This window comes from Cupriavidus lacunae, assembly GCF_003353055.1.
Classification (GTDB): Bacteria; Pseudomonadota; Gammaproteobacteria; order Burkholderiales; family Burkholderiaceae; genus Cupriavidus; species Cupriavidus lacunae.
Genome location: NZ_QKWJ01000053.1, coordinates 15,361 through 34,610, shown reverse-complemented (window position 1 = coordinate 34,610; position 19,250 = coordinate 15,361). Strand labels below are relative to the sequence as shown.

General features: G+C 57.8%; 14 protein-coding genes. 9 read left to right on the top strand and 5 right to left on the bottom strand.

The genetic code is table 11. From position 1 onward, the window contains the following. The first annotated feature begins 25 nt into the window (after positions 1-25). From DN412_RS29270 to DN412_RS29245, 7 genes are all read left to right on the top strand, one after another. Positions 26-790 carry a lysophospholipid acyltransferase family protein gene (locus tag DN412_RS29270; RefSeq protein ID WP_115214764.1) on the top strand — a complete coding sequence of 255 codons (765 nt, stop codon included), beginning with the start codon at positions 26-28 and terminating at the stop codon, positions 788-790. Further along, positions 787-1,647, top strand: a complete 861-nt coding sequence (locus tag DN412_RS29265; RefSeq protein ID WP_115214763.1) for a M48 family metallopeptidase — start codon at positions 787-789, stop codon at positions 1,645-1,647. The genes DN412_RS29270 and DN412_RS29265 overlap by 4 nt, the downstream gene beginning before the upstream one ends. Before the next feature lie 91 nt (positions 1,648-1,738). Then, the gene (gene gloA, locus DN412_RS29260) at positions 1,739-2,137 is read left to right on the top strand and encodes a lactoylglutathione lyase (protein ID WP_115214762.1); all 399 of its coding nucleotides are present in this window, start codon (positions 1,739-1,741) and stop codon (positions 2,135-2,137) included. A 36-nt stretch (positions 2,138-2,173) separates the two neighbouring features. Beyond that, complete coding sequence (locus tag DN412_RS29255) at positions 2,174-3,625, top strand: site-specific integrase (RefSeq protein ID WP_115214761.1); 1,452 nt, start codon at positions 2,174-2,176, stop codon at positions 3,623-3,625. Next, positions 3,622-6,981 (top strand): hypothetical protein, encoded by a 3,360-nt coding sequence (locus DN412_RS43125; protein WP_133303100.1) that lies wholly within the window; start codon positions 3,622-3,624, stop codon positions 6,979-6,981. The genes DN412_RS29255 and DN412_RS43125 overlap by 4 nt, the downstream gene beginning before the upstream one ends. A gap of 7 nt (positions 6,982-6,988) precedes the next feature. Next, positions 6,989-8,977 (top strand): hypothetical protein, encoded by a 1,989-nt coding sequence (locus DN412_RS43120; RefSeq protein WP_133303099.1) that lies wholly within the window; start codon positions 6,989-6,991, stop codon positions 8,975-8,977. 1 nt (position 8,978) lies between these two features. Continuing rightward, positions 8,979-9,425 (top strand): hypothetical protein, encoded by a 447-nt coding sequence (locus DN412_RS29245; protein WP_115214759.1) that lies wholly within the window; start codon positions 8,979-8,981, stop codon positions 9,423-9,425. 64 nt (positions 9,426-9,489) lie between these two features. Here DN412_RS29245 and gloA (DN412_RS29240) read toward each other — a convergent pair whose 3' ends face one another. Continuing rightward, positions 9,490-9,876 (bottom strand): lactoylglutathione lyase, encoded by a 387-nt coding sequence (gene gloA, locus DN412_RS29240; protein ID WP_115214758.1) that lies wholly within the window; start codon positions 9,874-9,876, stop codon positions 9,490-9,492. A 378-nt stretch (positions 9,877-10,254) separates the two neighbouring features. Beyond that, entirely contained in the window at positions 10,255-12,183 is a 1,929-nt protein-coding gene (locus DN412_RS29235) for a tyrosine-type recombinase/integrase (protein WP_161564060.1), read from the bottom strand. Between the two features lie 740 nt (positions 12,184-12,923). On the opposite strand from DN412_RS29235, the gene DN412_RS29230 reads away from it, so the two are divergent. Next, positions 12,924-13,637 (top strand): sce7726 family protein, encoded by a 714-nt coding sequence (locus DN412_RS29230; RefSeq protein ID WP_208647678.1) that lies wholly within the window; start codon positions 12,924-12,926, stop codon positions 13,635-13,637. Here DN412_RS29230 and DN412_RS29225 read toward each other — a convergent pair. The 3 genes from DN412_RS29225 to DN412_RS29215 are packed head-to-tail and all read right to left on the bottom strand — an operon-like array spanning position 13,587 to position 16,157. Continuing rightward, entirely contained in the window at positions 13,587-14,666 is a 1,080-nt protein-coding gene (locus DN412_RS29225; protein ID WP_115214756.1) for a beta family protein, read from the bottom strand. The two genes, DN412_RS29230 and DN412_RS29225, sit on opposite strands and share 51 nt — an antisense overlap. Further along, on the bottom strand, positions 14,663-15,508 hold the full coding sequence (locus DN412_RS29220) for an ImmA/IrrE family metallo-endopeptidase (RefSeq protein ID WP_115214755.1): 846 nt from the start codon (positions 15,506-15,508) through the stop codon (positions 14,663-14,665). Before DN412_RS29220 ends, DN412_RS29225 begins: the two co-directional genes overlap by 4 nt. After that, entirely contained in the window at positions 15,501-16,157 is a 657-nt protein-coding gene (locus DN412_RS29215; RefSeq protein WP_115214754.1) for a hypothetical protein, read from the bottom strand. Before DN412_RS29215 ends, DN412_RS29220 begins: the two co-directional genes overlap by 8 nt. Positions 16,158-17,249: 1,092 nt before the next feature. Here DN412_RS29215 and DN412_RS29210 point away from each other — a divergent pair. Then, positions 17,250-19,199, top strand: a complete 1,950-nt coding sequence (locus DN412_RS29210) for an ATP-binding protein (RefSeq protein WP_115214753.1) — start codon at positions 17,250-17,252, stop codon at positions 19,197-19,199. Positions 19,200-19,250 lie beyond the last annotated feature (51 nt).

Genomic DNA, 19,250 nt, shown 5'->3' with positions numbered 1-19,250 from the left:
TATTCGCACCCCCCGCGCCCCCCGCATGACGTTTCTCCGTTCCCTGTTGTTCGCGCTGTACCTGCTGGTGCTGACGCCGCCCTACGCCTGTACCTGCTTCCTGGTGTTCCCGTTCATGAATGCCGACCAGCGCTTCCGCTTCGTGCGCGGCTGGCCCCTGCTGGTGATCTGGGCCGCGCGCGGCATCTGCGGCATCCAGTACCGCATCCAGGGCCATGAGTACATGGACAGCATGCTCGACAAGCCGGTGGTGCTGCTGTCCAAGCACCAGTCGGCCTGGGAAACGGTGGCCTACGTGGCGCTGATGCCCAAGCCGCTGTGCTTCGTGTTCAAGCGCGAGCTGCTGATGGTGCCGTTCTTCGGCTGGGCGCTGGGCATGCTGAAGATGGTGCATATCAACCGCAAGGAAGGCACCCGCGCCTTTGCCTCGGCCGCGCGCCAGGGCCGCGAACGTCTGGCCGAAGGCGCCTGGATCATCATGTTTCCGGAAGGCACGCGCACGCCGTCGGGCCTGGTAAAGACGCGCTACAAGAGCGGCGGCGCGCGCCTGGCGGTGGAAACCGGCGCCTGGGTGCTGCCGATGGCGGTCAACTCGGGCCGGGTGTGGCCGCGCAATTCGTTCCTGAAGTACCCCGGCATGGTGACGATCTCGGTCGGCCCGCCGATCGCGTCGGCCAACAAGACTGCCGACCAGCTTAACCAGGAGGTGGCGGACTGGATCGAACAGGACATGCGCCGCATCGACCCCGACAGCTACCGGACCGCACCTCGGAGTGGGCCGGCCGCATGAAGCTGCTGCGCCCCCCCACCGACGCCGACGGCGCGCAGCTGGAACTGCCGCTGGCGGAGTCCGCCCAGGCGCCGCAGCCCGCGGCGCCCCTGGCACAGGAACCGCCGGCACCGCTCACGTGGCCAGTGCCGCAGCCCAACGCCCGCCTGCTGCATATCGGCGAACGGCCGCTGCACTACACGCTCAAGCGCTCGGCGCGCCGCACCATCGGCTTCACCATCGACGACCGCGGCCTGTCGATCACGGCGCCGCGCTGGGTCACGCTGGCCGACATCGAGTCGGCCATCCTGGAGAAGCAGCGCTGGATCTTCAACAAGCTGGGCGAGTGGCGCCACCGCGAGTCGCGCCGCATCCTGCCCACGGTGCAATGGCGCGACGGCGCCAGCCTGCCCTTCCTGGGCCAGCCGCTGACCTTGTCGCTGGAGTCGCCGATCGGCGCGCTGCTGTTCGATGCCGACCGGCGCGTGCTGCACCTGGCGCTGCCGGGCCATGCCGACGAGCAGCAGATCAAGGACCGCGTGCAGGGCTGGCTGCAGCAGCAGGCGCGCCGGCTGCTGGCCGAGCGGCTGGACATCTATGCGGAGAAGCTGGGGGTGCGCCACACCGGCTTTGCGCTGACCTCGGCCGCCACGCGCTGGGGCAGCTGCACCGCCGACGGCAAGATCCGCCTGAACTGGCGCCTGATGCATTTCCCGCTGTCGATGATCGACTATGTCGCCGCGCATGAGCTGGCGCACCTGAAGGAAATGAACCACGGCCCGCGCTTCTGGCAGGCCGTGGAGTCGATCTTCCCCGAGTTCCGCGACGCCCGCGCCCAGTTGCGCGCGCACCCGCCCGAGCTGTTGCCCACGTTCTGAGGGCCGGGCGGGGGGCCGGAGAGCGCCGGTAGCTTTCGGCCAAACGCACTAAAATAGCGCCTCCATACGAAAAACAGTTGAAGGCCCTCAAATGCGACTCCTCCACACCATGCTGCGCGTCGGCGACATGCAGCGCTCCATCGATTTCTACACCCGCGTGCTCGGCATGCAGTTGCTGCGCGAGAGCGACAACCCCGAGTACAAGTACCGCCTCGCCTTCGTCGGCTATGGCCCCGAGAGCGAAACCGCGGTGCTGGAACTGACCTACAACTACGGCGTCGACCAGTATGACCTGGGCACGGCCTACGGCCATATCGCGCTGGAAACCGACAATGCCGCGGCTACCTGCGAGCGCATCCGCGCCGCCGGCGGCAAGGTCACCCGCGAAGCCGGCCCGGTCAAGGGCGGCACCACCGTGATCGCCTTTGTCGAAGACCCGGACGTACGTATAAGTTTTTATCTTCTAGACAATACTTATAATTTTTCCTAAGATGGACAATAGGACAAAATATGCTCTGTGCATCACATGAAACCCAGAAGAGTCGTTCTGCCCACATTTGAGCTCACCGAAGTTTGTTCCCCTGACGATCCTGGAGCGCGGCCTCGTACGCTTCCTACGCCAGATGGCCCGCTGACTTACTACTACCGTGTGGTAATCGCCGATGACGTCGCCATGGGGATGAACGCGACAAGCGACCACCGCGTCCCGGCATGTGCTATTAAGCTTTTCCCGGTGGTTCTTGGAGAAGACGGGAAGCCTTGGACGGAAGTATGCCTGCAGATAATAGCGAAGGTCATTGCAATGGCCGGAGAGGTGAAAATCCACACATTACTGGGGTATGCAGACGACCTACTCGCTTACCTCCGCTTCCTTATAGCAACCAACACTGACTTTACTGTCTTTCCTAAGCTCGCCTCCCTTCGTCCGACTTATAAGTATCTTGGGTATCTAAACAGAAATATCGAAAGTGGAGCAATAAGCAAAAAGACCGGCAGGAGACGAATGGGGCGGGTTATCGCCTTCTATAACCAACTTATTATAGAGGGACGAATTGAGCCAGAATATCCACCTTGGCAGCGAAGACAAGCACTAGTATTCTTCAGTACTCCACGGGGAAAAACCGCTAAAGCAGTCGAAACCACCGATCTTTCTCTTGGCGGAACTGGCGACGCGAACGATTTCGATGGAACAATACAAGACGGGGGCAAGCTCCGCCCCCTCGCTCCGGAGGAACAAATCGAAATAATCCGCGCACTTACTGCGCTGGAGCATACAGAAATGACCCTTATTTTCTGTATCGCCTTGTTTACCGGAGCGCGAATCCAAACCATTCTAACGCTACCGAGCAGCGCGTTTAGCAAATCTCCGAATGGCCTCTCCGAGATTATCCTGTCGGTTGGCGAAGGAATTGCCGATACCAAAAAAGGGAAGTCGCTCACACTCTATTTCCCCCCGTGGCTCTATCAAGCGATTCGGGTATACATCCAGAGTAACAGATTCAGTATTCGTCGAGATCGCTGGGTAAGAAAGTGCATTCAGCCGTACGCTGAACCGCTATTTATTACCACTCACGGGAACGCGATGTACGATACCCGGAAATTCCAATCGGACTTCAACCCGCTCGCACACATTCGCCATCCGAAAACTGGGCAGGTCGTGAGAACCTTCATGGCGGAGCGATTAATACCGTTTATACGAGAAAACGGATTTCCAAAATTCGATTTCCAATTTCATGACCTTCGAGCCAGCTTCGGGATGAATCTCACAGACGAAGGAATGCTCAAGGTCGAACGAGGAGAGCTGAAGCTAAGTGAGCTACGGAATCGCGTGAGAACTCGCTTGGGCCATGATTCCACTGCCACAACGGACCAGTATCTCGATTTCAGAAAGAAAGTTCAACTCCACTCCCGTGCTCAGGAGGACTACGAATCTCATCTTACCTCCTTAGCCAAACTCGCGTGCGAGGCAACGCAATGAGTGGAAGCAAAGCAAAAGATTCGCTGATCATCGATGTCACCGAATGGAACGCATCATCCTCCCCAGAAATAAGAAATCTGGTTATCCGATTTACTAACGGGCAAACCTTCGACATCGGTGCACGGGTGTACTCGGGTTCGCCGCCCAGCGCAGCTAGCCACCACGCCGATCCTGACATCCCGGCGCCTCGAATAAAAGCATTTACTACGATTCTGGACCATCTGAGTGCCCAAGCGAAAAGTGGGAAATATCAGATAACCTCCATCGCTCTGGATTTCGGAAATTTTCTTCGCGGTGTAGACTGGTGTGACAGGAACGAGCACCAAGGCGCATTGCATTCGCTAGTTGGGGCCCAGGCCGCCGCAGAGTCGTACTCGAGTCACCTATCACAACTGGTACGCTCCGATGAACTGAAGTCGAATACTGCCATACAATATCGGCGCGGCTTCATGCGATATCTGGGAGCCGCATTGGGCGGCAAGATAATCCCTCAAAGGCAAGTCCAGATAATCGACGTAACGGAATGGAATACGTCGCTGCTTTCCGCCATTCCCAATCTTGTTATCCGATTTCCAGCACTCAGAACCTTCGACATAGGCGCACGCGCATACGTTGTCCGAGCGGCCCTCAATAGCGCGCCGAATAGTGTCGATTTGCGAGTTGATTTAAGCAGCTACTGTTCGGCTCGCATACCAGCCTTAGCGAGATTTCTCGATAACCTAAAAACCGAAGCCAAAAAGGGAGAACAAGCTCTAACCGTTGTAGCGAAGGATTGCGCAGACTTTCTTCGGGGCGTAGATTGGTGCGATTCGAATGGGCACTCGCGCGCCTTACACTCCCCACCCGATGCTCATGCCGCTTCAGAAGCATACTCCGCTCATTTATCGAACCTGGTACGCTCGGGCAAGCTACGCTCGGTTACCGCCGAATCATACCGGCGCAGCTTAATCCGTGGCTTCAATGCAGCATTACAAGTGCGTGTGCAAAGCGAGAGGGAGGTGCGCATAATCCATATCGTTGAATGGAATGCATCCTTGTCATCCGACCTGGGAAAGCTAATGGTTCGTTTTTCGGACACTCGAACTATCGATATCGGTGCACGCGCCTATGTCAGCCGGAGACCAAATACAACTCGGCGAATGCGAGCTCCCTCAGACTCAGACAGCATCGTCGATTTACAAACTTTTTCTGAAAGTCGCATTGCCCCGTTAACCAACTTGCTTGAGTACCTTAGCAACGAAGCGCAGCAGGGAACGCATCGCCAAGCCTCACTATCGATCCAATGTGCGATTTTTCTTCATGGTATTGATTGGTGCGATGACAACGGTCACGCGAACGCATTGCATTCTCATTCCGACGCCCTCGTTGCTGCGGATTCGTACTCGGCTTATTTATCGCGAACGGTAAACCTGGGCGAACTCAAAGCTCCCACGGCCGTAAGGTACCGAAACAATTTCGTCCAGTTTCTTGAAATCGCGGTAGGATCAAAACTTACCCTCAAAAGCCAAAGGGCGGCCAGGATAATCGATGTAACCGACTGGAGCACGTCACTTTCCGCCGATATAGGGAAACTTATTGTGCGGTTCCCAGAGGTACGAACACTAGACATTGGGGCACGGGCGTATGTCAGCCGGGCAGGCAATAGTACACGACGCACTCAAGGCCCACAGGACAAAAGCTTGGAGGTTGATTTAGAAACATTTTCACCTATTCGCATACCAGCGCTAAGTAGACTCCTCGATTGCCTAAGTATCGAGGCCAAGAATGGAAAGCAACGCTTAACCTCACTGGCTCAGGACTGCGCCAATTTCCTCCGGGGGATCGATTGGTGTGACCGCAACGCACGCTCCATGGTATTGGACTCGCATGCCGACGCCCAAGGCGCCGCAGAGGCGTACCTCACCCATCTATCCCATTTGGTTCGACTAGGGGAGCTCGACCCAGGCACTGCCAGGCAATACAAGGTGGGCTTCGTCCGGCACCTAGAATATGCGATCGGTGATGAGCTTTCGCCTCACAGCCTTCCCAAATTTTTCAAAGGTGAATGGGATCCGACGGAACCACCTGACGAGCGCACCCAAGGGGAGGTGCTAGCGCTCTGTTCGACACTGTTCGAACAACTGACTTCATTTCTCCTGGAAGGCCGAACCTTTCCTTTCCTGATCACCCTGCCCCAAATAGTACGAGAGGAGTTCCAACGGAGTTATGTATTCCCGCCGGCACGTCTCTTTAGCCCGGCCCAAAACTCCTTTAGCGACGTTCGGACCGGACGCATATTGACCAAGGAAGAATTCAAAGAACGCTATCCTGATTCAACCTTTATTAGCGGCAATCAGATCTATTATCATCAATGTATTCAAGAAGCCAATGCAAACTTACGTCATTCCACCCGAAAGCTAATTGGGATGTACGCCCACAGTCTCTTCGGTTTGAAATTCAGCGCAAATGTAGCAATCAACCCGGCCCAGATGACCGAGTTGCCATGGAGCGGAACCTATCAAGTGGGACCCGCACAACAAGGCTATCGCGCGATAAAATACAGAGCGAATGAGCGCGAAGTGCATTTCCTTATAAAGCAGGTATTTCTACCAGAGTTTAAAAGGTACTTGCAGCTTCGAAACTATTTGTTAGACGGAGTTCCATTTGATCGATTATTCATAAGTTTTGGCCAAAATCACGCTGGTCCTCCTCGCCCGAATAAGGATGTGCTTGCGACCGCAGAGCGACTGCTGAAACGGATCAAACCGGAACTCGATTTCATAACCTTTCGCGAATGGCGAGCGGCGAAGTCCCATTTTTTGCTGCAGCGATTTGATGTGGAAACGACCGCTGCGATACTACAAACCTCCGAACAGTCGGTACGCCGATCGTACGCCGCGGGCTCACGGAACGACGCTGCGGACGAGCTCTCGACATATTTCAATGAGGTTTCAATCGTTGTTTCTCGGAATGCCCACGGCGCCGACGACACCCCAATCGGCACCTGCGAGTCCCGCAACAACCCGACACCCATTCACAGTGCTCCGCCAGTTGAGCCAGATTGCAAACATCTGGTGGGATGCCTTTTTTGCAAGCATAATCGCCTTCATGCCGACGCGGAAGACGCAAGAAAGATTTTAAGCTGCCGCCACTATGTGATATTGGCACAACCCGTTACACATACCAGTGAAAAGCATAGGCCTATTTTCGACGAGCTCCTACGAACGCTAAACTTCATCATCGACCAGATGAAGAAGCTCGACACCAGCCTTGAAAGTACAATCGAATCGATTATCTTAGATATCGAAGAAAACGGAAATATGCATCCCTATTGGGCGCTCAAAATAGCGATGCTTTTCGACCTGGGGGCCATATAACATGTATGTGCCAAACATCAACCTTCCCGATGATCAGCTTGCGCCGGATACCTACACTGGCGAGGGTTTCGCGCCGCCGGCAGACGATTTTGTGATTTGCAGAGATCAAGATGGCAATATCAGAGCTCACTATAGCCAACTGAATTGGGATGTGACGCCATACCATTCGCGAGGAAAACCGCTCACTTTATACCTAACTCGGTGGCAGGGAAAGCTCACCGGGGACTCGCTGACCAGCAAAATACAAAGCCAGATTCACTGGATTATGTTCCTCGTGATGTGGAAGCGACCCGGGAAACCACTCGCGGTAGTTGTATTGCCTCGCTACCTTTCGGTTCTCAATGAACTCGCAAAAATTGCGTATGCAAAAAACAAAGAAATATTCCACCTATTAGAGAACCCTATTTTTATCAGTCAGTACATTTCGACAGCGTCCCCGAACAAGACGAAGGGATTAAGTGCACTCCTGCGAATCCTTTATGAGCTTGGTCCGCTTAAGACTGGTATAGCGATCTCGAGTCGCACCACCATTGAGGAGGTCGCGGCCCTAGTAAATAGTCGGCAGAAGGACGACCTTCAAACTCCCCCTATCCCGACGCGCATTTACTCTGAATTTCTTAGGCGGCTTCTTTTCGAATTACATCGATTCGAGAAGGTTAGCCCAGCTATACTGGCGCTTTGCGCGCAATATTGCGCACCACGGTACAAACGTCAAGACATAAAGGAGAAATATGCCATCTCCAAGACAAATTCGCTTTCACTCAATCTCGCCGCATACACCCGAAGTGATGAAGAGCACGAACATGTCATGGAGTATCTCGCTTCGACCGGCAAGCAACTGACATCCACCGATTTAGGCAAGGTACTGAACGAGGTCCAATATCTCTGCGCCCTCACGATCCTCGCCTATAGTGGGATGCGAACGGACGAGGCGCGCTGCCTTCCATATGACTGTATCGAGGACTTTTACTATAACGGACGCAAGCATTATCTTCTATGTGGCGTTATTAGCAAAAATTCTCCAGGTTCCGGACGTCCGCAAAAATGGGTCACCTCACACGCGGCTATCTACGCAATCGGTTTGGCAAGGAAGGTAGCGGACGTGATCTACGAATACTTGAACGGACCATTAGGACACCATTCGACTTCAGCGATCAACTTGACGCGACCACTGTTTGTGTCGACAGGCTACCTTCCGATCATCCGGGCTTGGCCAGAAGACTGGGAAAATTCATACGCTCCAAAGCAGATTAATGCTTACGATGGCAGTGATGTTGTGCAGCGCCTATGTTTGACGGTAACGGCTGAGGACGTTGAAGAACTGAGGAGAATTGACCCTGAGGGGCCGTGGATGGCCAAGATTGTCGTCGGACAAATGTGGCCTTTTGGCCAGCATCAACTACGGCGCTCATTGGCTCTCTATGCATGTCGCTCGGGCCTCGTATCGCTGCCCTCACTGCGGCGCCAACTGGGCCATATCACGTTGGAACTCTCAGCCATGTATAGCGCGGGAAGCGAGGTCGCGGTAAATTTACTTGCTGGAGATAAAAAGCATTTTGGCGTCGAGTACCAGGCCACCTTACCCGAATCGGAAGCACTGGCGTACATTCTGAATGTTCTCGAATCTGACGAACGGCTATACGGGTCGCACGGAACATATGTGGAACTCAAGCTGCGTACCGGAGCCCCCGTTAGCAAGCGCACGCGTGATGAAACAAAACGGCAAGTAAAAAAAGGAGTACTCGCGTATCACGAAACACCTCTAGGTGGCTGCACCAATATTGAACCGTGCGCAGATCCATTGATGAAATCTGTTTCGAGCTGCATTGGATGCAATCGAGGTAGCGTTATCAAGCTGAGCAAACTTGAAAGCGCGATTACATCGCAGCAGGGAATTGTTGACAGTCTTAATCCATCGTCGGTAGAAGCCCGAACTGAGACACAAGAACTAGAGGAACTGCGCCGTGCGCATCAACGTCTTATGAATTCACCGTAAAATGAAAACTGCCCTCGACGAATACTTGGACGCCCTAAGGCGTTTGCAGGACAACAATCCTCGGATCGTTCCAAAAAATTCGAAGATAAACAATGATAATGTAGCACTAGAAGCTGGGAGGGGTAAGGGTAGCATCAAGAAATCGAGAGCGCTATTCGCGGACCTTATTTTGGAAATAAGGACGGCCGCCGAGGAACAAAGGAAAAAAACAAAGGCCGAACCACCGACTGGCAACCCCGACGTCGTCATAAAGGAACTTAAGGACGAAAATTCCCGTCTCTTGAGGGCTTACGAGGAAGCCATAGCGCGAGAAGTATCTTTGCTTTATGAAAATGATAGGCTTCGGACTCAGATCGCTCAATCGAGCTATGGCAATGTGATAGGCATTGAACCCCATCTACAGAAAAGGAAGAAGAACGTCGATGGCGAAGATGGCTTTGATCGCTAGGTGCGGCTAACGAATAACTCGTGACCAGCACCTACCGGTTCACATCCTCCAGGCATCCTGGACGTTACGGCTTACGCTGAATAAATTCGATTTTGTATCCATCGGGGTCCGTCACAAATGCTATTACGGTCGTTCCATGCCGCATGGGTCCCGCCGCGCGCGTAACGTTGCCTCCCCGTTCCTTAACTGCGTCGCATGCTGCGTACGCGTCTTCCACCTCAACAGCGATGTGGCCGTACGCATCGCCGAGGTTGTACTCCTTCGTATCCCAGTTATGGGTGAGTTCGAGCACGGCAGCCTTGTCCTCGCTATCGTAGCCGACAAAGGCCAAAGTGAAGCGACCGTCCGGATAGTCGTTTTTCCTGAGCAACCGCATGCCGAGAACTTCGGTGTAAAACTTGATGGAGCGTTCGAGGTCGCCGACTCGAAGCATTGTGTGCAGTATTCGCATATTCTCTTCCTTGGCCTTGATGTCGCCAGCAAAAAATCTATCGCCGCATAATTCATTTTATATGTATTTGGTCCATCGAGCCACTTCCTGGACAGATAATTTATTGATTCGAGGGGGAATTAGGGAAGCATGCTGCTTATGATGAGATGCCCTCCCCGAGGGATTTGGAAGCGGCTCGCGATATCGGTTTCACAGGGAGAACTTAAGTCCATTACATATTGAATTGCCCTCACCTGAAGGACGCCAGCAAATGAGTAAGGATAGGAGCCACCCGCGCTCGCTCTCCAAGTCGCCAGATAATGGTCGCATCCTGCGGGGACAGAAGTTACGCTGTGCATGCCTCGTCACCTTGCCAGTGCCTGACTTGGGCGCACTTGGTCACTCGGAGGACACGGATACCGCGACTGATTCGCCCCCGGCCCACCATCTGCGCAGCGCCTGCGCGCGCCGCGCGTCATCGGTGGTGACGTAGCGCGTCGTGGTGTGCAACGACGCGTGCCCGACATTGGCCTGCACCAGGTGCACGTCGGCGCCGCCATTGAGCGCGTGCGTGACATGGGTGTGGCGCAACCAGTGGCACGTCGCCTGCCTCAGCCGCGCGGCGCCCAGAGGATCGCTGGCTTCGAGCGCGTCCGCGCACTGCGACAGGAATGTTTTGAGGGTGGTGTGAAACACGTTGGCGGAGACCCCGTCGGCAGGCTCGGCATCCCGTGCCGCCGAGCTGAGCACCGGCACGTCGAGAACCTGTCGCAGATCGGACGCTAATCCTCGTGCCGCCAGGTAGTCACCAAGTTCGGCAACCCATGCGTCGCTCACTGGGACCTCCCGCACACGCCCGCCCTTGCCCACCACGGTGAGCCACCACCCCGCCGCCAACGCGCCGGACGGGAGGACCAGCTCGCGCCAGACCAGGTTGCTTGTGCGTGCGCACACGAGCTCGCTCAGGCGCAGCCCCCCTTCGTACAACAGCCGAACAGCCACGCGCAGCCGTCGGTTGGCCAGGGTCAGTGGCAAGGCTGCCAGCCGCTGGCGCACCCACTGCCACTGCGCGTCGCTCAGGGCCCGTCCGGTTGGCGCCCTCTTGCCATCGACGCGAGGCGCCTGCACCCCGCGCCACGGATTGCCCCGCAGGTAACCCTGTGCGACCAGAAAGGAGAACAAGTTGTTCAGGACGCCGAGCGCATAGCCGCAACTCGAGGCGGACAGCGGCCCCTCGAGCGGACGCCAGCCCGCATGCCATCGTGGAATCGCACGCGGCGCGCACCAGTGCCCGGGCGGGTCCAGCAGAAAGTCTCGGAACCCGGCGCAGTCCTCCACGTTGCAGCCCGACAGCGGTTTGCCCCGCTCGACCACCGCCCACAGCAGGAAGCGCTCGCATTCCTTCCGGTAGCTGAGGAACGTCAGCGTGGGCCGACCGGCGTCGCTCGCCGGTGCCCGCGCCGACAGAAAGGCGTGCACCGCAGCCAAGTCGTCGTCGGCCGCGAGCAGGCAGAACTCGCGCGGCCCGCGAAACTGCCCCGACCGGCCACTGAGGTCGTTCGGCAAAGCCAGGCGCTCGAGCGGCACCAGCGGCGAGACCGTCGGTGCGACGGGGTCGGGATGCAAGGGCGTGGGCACTACCTCGCCGTCGTCGGGCGCGTCGGACGCGGTCCCCTCGGGTAGCACACCGAGCGTCGCCGCGTGGGCCTGGACAAACCGCTCGAGCGCCTGCGCCTTGCCCGCACCGATCCCCTTCAACCCGCGCCACCAGCCGGGCGCGGCGGCCATCCGCGCGTGCAGCGCGCCGAGCGTGTCGATGCCGTGGCTGGCCAGGCGCTGCGCGATGGCATCGACGAACCACACTTCGCAGGCGTCGAAGCGCGACACGGGCACGCAGAGTTGGCGCTCCAGGGCATGGATCGCGAGGAGCTGGCGCCGCAGCAATACCGTGCGCCGCCGCTGGACATCGAGATCGCTGCCGTATCGTTCCGCGTAGAGCGCCTGTTGCTCACTTTCGCCGAATCCGTCCAACCCGTGTTCGCGCACGAAAGTGTCGAGACTGGGCAGCGCGCCCTCCGCGGGCAACGGTGCGAGATCGAGGCGCAGCAGGTGCGCGCGGCCGAAATTGCCGGCGCGCGCGGCGGTGGCCACCAGTTCCTGCCGGATGAAGCCGGTCATGCGGTGCACCGCCGGTCCCTCGTCGTAGTCGCCCTGATCGGCCAGGTACCGCTCCCACAGGAATTTCGGCGAGAGGCCCTGGACCTTGCCGCGCAAGTAACAGAAATGCCCTCGGTGCAAGTGCGGGCGCAGCACGGAACGGTGGGCCATAGCGACAAACCGGGCGGGTGATGGGCGGGAAGCTTCCCTGCACTGTAGTGCGTGGCGCGACCGGTCGCGGGACATCCGCCGACCTGCGGCGTTCGACGCCCGAGGCATAACGCCCCACTTCCAGGGCGCTAACGACAGAATTCCGTCATAACGCCCCGGATCCGGGGCGTTATGACATCGGCAAATTTTCTGGCCGCGCGGACCGCGCCGGGTGGCCATCCGACCTCGCCGCCGCTTTCCTGCGCGCCGCGTGGGACGCCAACAGCACGGCGGGCGCCGCCCGGCGCGAGACCAGGGTTGGCGTCCAGATTTTTGCACCCCAAAATAAGAGTAATTATTTTGGGTCTGCCCGCCGCAAAAATCCCCGACGCGTTTCGCCCTGTGTGAGCGTCGGCGGTGGCCAACGACTTCCTGAGCGCGACGCCGTCTCAGAGGCGCAATCGGCGAATCCATCCGTGTGCGGCCCTGGGATCATTGCTCCCCCAGCAATCTTGGCCGCAGCCGCGCAGGGAGCCTGAAGCTGCGTCCGAGCCGCCGCAACGGCAAACCGATGTGGAGCCGAGCGCGGACCATCGCCTCTCAACTTCTTTTACTGACCCCGACCAGACATGCGCGCCTGACAAATGGGATAGCCTCGACTCCCCCAGGCCGCCGCACAGTGTCGCGGCCCCACCGGCCGACAACGCCCAGCGCACGTGCTAACATCAACCGCCGCGCCCGCCGCCCGGAGCCTGATCCGCATGGCCGCGAACCCAACGATCACAATGACTGCCAATCCCGTGCCGCCGCGTCAGCGCGAAACCATTCAGGCCACCGTCCCAATTGCGCCCTCGCCACCATCCCTGACCGCGGCCCCGCTCGTGCTGCGGGACCGAGAGATCCGCGAAGCGTTGCGTCACCACTTGGCGCGGCGCATGCCCGCCCCGGTCCGTGTGATCGAAGAACTAGGTGTGCACAACGGCAACGCCAAGGCCGATCTGGTGGCCGTCTATCGGGAAATGCATTGCTTTGAAATCAAAGGCGCGACCGACAGCATACAACGCCTGACTCGGCAAGCCAGCTATTTCGATCAGACCTTTCCCAAGGTGAGCCTCGTCACGACTGAGAACCACCTAACCTGGTGTCTGCGCAACCTGCCGCCCTATTGGGGCATCATCGTGGCCACACGCAAGCGGCACGGCATCGCGCTACGATATGTTCGAGCCGCGCTGAGCAGCCCGCGCTTCGTCAAACAGAAGGCGCTGATGATGCTGTGGAAGGCAGAATTGACCAGCATCGCTACGGACACGGCGAAGATCCCCGTGAAAAGCGCGTATACGCGCGAGGATCTGGCCGCCCATTTGAGCCAGGCCCTAGACAAGCAACTGACGCTCGCCTCCATTCAGGGCGCGATCATGAGCCGCTCAGGGGGGGAGTACGTCGCCGAGGTAGGTAATATGGCTGGCGAGCGTTGACTTCACCCAGGAGCCGGCATTGCCGGCCTTGGGTGGCCGCTTCGCACTGCTGGTGCTGCGCTCGTAAATGTACTCGTCGCCAAACGAATATGCCGCACCACGGAAGAAGGGCTGCCGCTGGATCAAGTCGGCGATCTCGAAATATTGCCCATTTCCCAGCGGATGAGCCTTGAACGAGATGCCCCGCACTGCCAGCATGCTGTCGCCATGCGGATAGAACGCGCGAGGCGTAGAGATCGTGCGCAGCAGTTCCGGCTGCAGTTCGACGTCCGAATACTCCGGACTGACGACACCGTAGTCGCCAAATCGAACGTCCTGCAGGACTGCCTCCCCCACAAGATGGCGCCACAGATGGTATTCAAGCCGAGGAACCATCTTCGCACCGCCTGTTTCGATCAGCTCGCTGATGTTCGACGGGATTGAAGATCCCGTCACCACAAAGGTGTGCGCGGCAAATTCGGCGCGAAACTTCTTGAGGAACTCGGCAATACACGTGGCAGCCACGGCATAGTCCGTCAATACACGCGCATCGACAATGACGTCAATGCGCTGCGCCTTGCAGCGTGCCAGCTCGGCCCACAACCCGGTCAGCTTGCGCTTGAGCAGCATCCAGCTTTCGATATCCTCGAGTTGGAGACGTACGCCGACCGGTCCGCCGACTTCAAGCAGATAGGCAAAAGCGGCGGCGTTATGATCGGCATGGCGATCCAACGCGATGATCGGAATCGCCCGGAAGCGCTTGAACGTCGCGAGAATATAGCGATACTGGGGCGTGCCTTCCAACTCAAGGTCATCGTCAAGGTCAAAATTGTCGATGTAGAACGGGAAAGTGCCAATAAGATTGCACAGACTCGCCATCTTGGCGAACCCGAGTCGGATACGGTCCAGAATCTCGTCTGCGTTCTGGTTCTTGCTGGTGCGCGGCACATCAAAACAGGGACGGATCTTCGCTCGGGTCTCGTCGGAGAGCGCACCCATGCACAGGATTTCGTTTTGTTTAAGCTTGAGAAACGGAAAATAGACACTCATCCCTGGATCCCCAGTTCATGCGCGACGTCGACCGATTGGACCAAGTCACTGTACATGGTGTAGTTCTTCTCGCGGTAACGCAGTAGCCCTGCCGCGATCGCTACATGAACGCCGGCTTGCCTCGCATACTCCACCAAGTGGCTCTGCGAACCTCGCTGCAAGACCATTTTTCGCCAGATATTGCGCGGCACCAGCATATCCATGGCGAGCCGATTGGCCTCGACTTCAACTTCCCCATCATCCTCTTCCTCCAGATCGTCCAGGATCGGGGTCGACAGATGATCGTAATGCAGACAGATGTGGGCCATCTCATGCATCAACGTGAACCAGAAGTTGTCGTAGCGGTTGTAGCGCAGACTCAGGCCAATCACGGGCGCGCCGGTGTTTAGCGTCAGTACGCAACCATCAGTACGCATCGCCGCGAACGCTCGCTCCACCACGAGGATGACCCCATATTGCTCGGCGAGGATCGTGGGCAAGCGGCGCAGATTGCGCACATCGGTGCTGTAGCCAACGAGTCGACGCAGATCCTCGTCACTGGGCGGGCGGAATGGCTCGACGATTCCCTTCAATGCCGTGGCACGCGCCTTGTTCTTGACGATAGACAGCCACGCAGAAGTGAGAAAAGGATTGGCGTGCTCATTCTGGCGAAACAACGCAGGGCTTTCTTCGCCCGCCGTAATGGCCGTCCTCAGCAGGAAGGCAGACTCGGACTCGCCAGCGCCCTTCCGCGTGGCGATGTCCTTCGACTTGAGATGGCGCTTGAGCTGCCCGTAAAGTTCGAAGACCTGATACGCCGAAGACGCGGTTGCCGGGTAGACGGAGAAATCGTCGTCAAGCATGAGCGCGCTCCAGCACGGCCTTGGCGCAAGATTCGCTGGCCTCGAAATAGCGCAGCCCCTCCTTGTCCGCGTCGCAATCGTACGGCGTCATGCCGAGGCGCGAATAGTAGCTCTCGGCCGCGGGTAGCGCGTGCAACGAAAACCCTGGACGGTAACGCAGCACACGCATTGCATGATCAACCGCATAGGAGATCAGGATGTGGCCGATATTCGAGAAACGGCGCTTGTACCCGGGACGATTTCGGTTCCAGTATGCTGCGGCGATATAGTCAATGTAGAAGATCTTTTCGCCATCTTCGCGGCTGGGCTTCGGATGAAAAATGATGCAGACACCCTGGACCTTGTCCTCGGCCATCAGGTAGAACCACTGGTAATCGTTGGTCGCTGTGAGGTGGGCCTTATTCAGCCAATTCCAGTGTAAATCCACGAGATTGTATTCGGCCACTGCCGAATCAAATTCGGCCCGACTGGGCAACCCGTTTGGAAATCGCTCACGAAATGCGTTAAAGGCATCGGCCTTGGCGGCCGACCAGTCCGCGTCCAGCGTCAACGTCAGCATGCTATCCAAGCCTGTCCGGATGACATAGGGAACGTTGTTGGCCGTATGGTTGCACAGCAGTTGACCGCTTTCCGAGCAAATTGGCGTCATTCGCGTGTTTCATTCCTGCGTTGCATTCTGCCAGCGCAGGATATGGCCGCAGGTTTTATGGATTTTTAGCAGGCAGAGCATCGCATAAATGTATGGACAGCCGTACCCTACTTCTGCAGTAGGAGCCCCCACACTCCTTGCCCGATGACCGACAACGGCCCGACCCTTGCGCCATGCACGTTTCGCTACCCAGCAAAGCAGCCATGCCATATTGATCACATTCCGAAGAATTGTTCCATCAATGTGTGAGCGTGAGAGGTCGGTTGCCAGTCCTGCTCTCCCCGCTTGCCCGGGGCCGGTGGCCACAGTCCCGCCAACATCAATATCGGTCTTCGGCCTTGCGATATCGCGCGTCCACGATAGTCCTTCGACGCGGCAGCCCTACTGCTCCCGCCGGGACGTTGACGCCGGACACCACGCGTCCGGATCCTTGTTCCCAAAATATGACGCATTATGTTGCCCCACTCGCCGGCAAAAATTGCCGACGCCAACCCACGGCCTGCCGCGCTCGACACCCGGCGAGCGCGCCTCCCGGCCGTTTGCGCGCCCGAAGATCCGCCTCGGCCTGACGACACAGGCGCGATGGCCTTCCCCAAGGAGAGGTCCCGTCCACCGGCGGCCCCGACCATGACCGCCGCCCCGCGCACGCCCCCATACCCGTCTTGCCACCCGCCATGGACGAATCCGCCCCCTTCCCCCCCGCTCGACGTCATCGTCGACGCGCTGACCGAGGGCACCGCTGCCGGCTGCGGGTTCCATGGATGGTCGGCGCAAGGCGCCCATGGCTCCCAGTCGGGCCGCAGCGGATGCTGTCATGTCAGACTCCTGCGGGTCGCGGCCGCATGCAGGCCTGCAACGCTTGCGCCGCCAAGCCGCGCGTGGCCGCTCCCTGTCGCCGCGCTTCGCCCAGGCGCTTTCGTGCCTTCGCGACGACCGCCCCATCGCTACCGTTCGCATTCCCGTCTTCGGGCAGCGGCTGCCGCCATTTACCGATTTGCCGCGCAAGGTTAATATCGGCCACCTTGAGGATTCCACACATTGCATCCTTGGATTTTTAATACGAACCGAGAGACCGTGACGGGGCTGATCTGAATGGAGCAAAGAACTCTTCTCTACGACGAGCGATTTCTGGAAAGCTATGCCGGAGCGATCATCACCGACCCCGCGACGGCGATCGTGGAGTTGGTCGCCAATTGCTGGGACGCCTATGCGACCGAAGTCAATGTCATCTGGCCAGATGCAAAGCTAGAGAAGCCGTTCAAGATCGCCGACAACGGGCATGGCATGACCCGCGATGAGTTCCAGCACATCTGGCGGACCATTGCCTACAATCGCATTACTTCGGGAGGCAGCACCTCGGCACCCCCCGATGACGTCCAAGGACTGCCGCGACTCGTCTTTGGCAAGAATGGGAAAGGACGATTCGCGAGCTTCTGCTTCAGTTCCGAGTACCTCATCACCTCACGGAAGCACGGTCAGGAGTTCGTTTGTCGCGTGCGTCGCACGTCCACCGATCCATTGGTGCTTGAAGAGATTTCCTTCAAGGATAACGGGGTGATGGGCCACGGCACGGAGATCGTTGGCAGCGGCACCATTCCCCACCTCATGTTCACGCCGGAGAAGGCGCGTGAATTGATTGGCAGTCGGTTCCTTGCGAACCCAGCCTTTACGGTGAAGCTCAACGGCAGTGTGATCAGCTTCAACGATATCCCGGACCTGCTTTCCAAGAGCGAGGTGGAAATTGAGGGATATGGCAAGGCAACCATCCTCCACATTGACACCAAGAAGGCGGACAAGACGACGAAGCAGCATGGCTTGGCATGGTGGGTCCAGAGTCGCGCTGTGGGTCAGTGCAGATGGAGCCGCAGCGACTACGAGCGGATTCTGGACGGTCGAACTTCCGAGGCGAAGCGATTTACCTTCATTGTGCAGGCCGACTTCCTGAATGCCGATGACGCGGTGCTGAGCGACTGGAGTGGTTTCAAGGAAGAGAACCCAGCGTGGACGAAGACCCGCGAGGCGGTGCAAGACCGGGTCAGGCAGATCATCTTTGACGCCAGCAAGGTAGAGCGCGATAGTCGCCGCAGTGCCGTGATCGAAAGGATCGGCACGACCATGAACACCTTGTCGCCGGTCAGCAAAGATCGCGTACGAAGCTTCGTGGATGAAGTGGTGGATACGTGCCCGAACTTCGGTGAGAACGAGATCGTGCAATTGTCCAGCATCCTGGCGAAGCTGGAGCAATCGAAATCGCGGTACGGGCTGCTGGATTTGCTGCACAAGTGCGAGCCCAATGATTACGACACGCTGCATGAGATCTTGCAGGAGTGGACGATCGGCATGGCAAAGCTGGTGCTCGATGAGATCCAGAACCGCCTCAAGCTGATCGGCGAACTCCGCACCAAGCTCAAGAAAGTTGGGGTGGATGAAGTTCACGAGCTGCAGCCCTTGTTCGAACGCGGACTGTGGATGTTCGGCGCCCAGTTTGAATCCATTGAATTCACCTCCAACAAGGGGATGACCAATGTGATCAAGACCTTGTTCAAGGACAATGGCGGGAAAGGCACCCGCAACCGACCCGATTTCGTTGCCCTGCCCGACAGCAGCGTTGGCTTCTATGCGCGTGCCTCTTACGACGAATACCATGACGAAGACGGCGTGGAGCACCTTGTCATCATTGACTTGAAGACCACCGGCTTGGCCTTGGGCAGCCAGGAGAAGAACCAGGTCTGGAAGTATGTGAAGGAACTTCGGGAGCGGGGATACCTGAAGAAATATACCCGTGTAGACGGCTTCGTTCTAGGCGATCGTATTGAGGCTGGCGAGAACGAGCCCACCACGCACGGTGAAGAAGTCAAGATTTCACCCATGCTGTATGACACCATCCTGATCAGGGCGGAGAAGCGGCTTCTGAACCTGCACAGCAAGGTCAAGGACGCCCCGTTTCTTGTGGAACAGCAGGAGACCTTGAAGCAGTTTCTTGCACCTGTCGAGGTGGTGCAGGCCGAACTGATGGAAATCGAGCCAGTGGAAGCCAAGTGAAGGCTTCTGCGGGCGGAGGGCGACGCAGTGTCGGAAGCCGGAACCTCACGG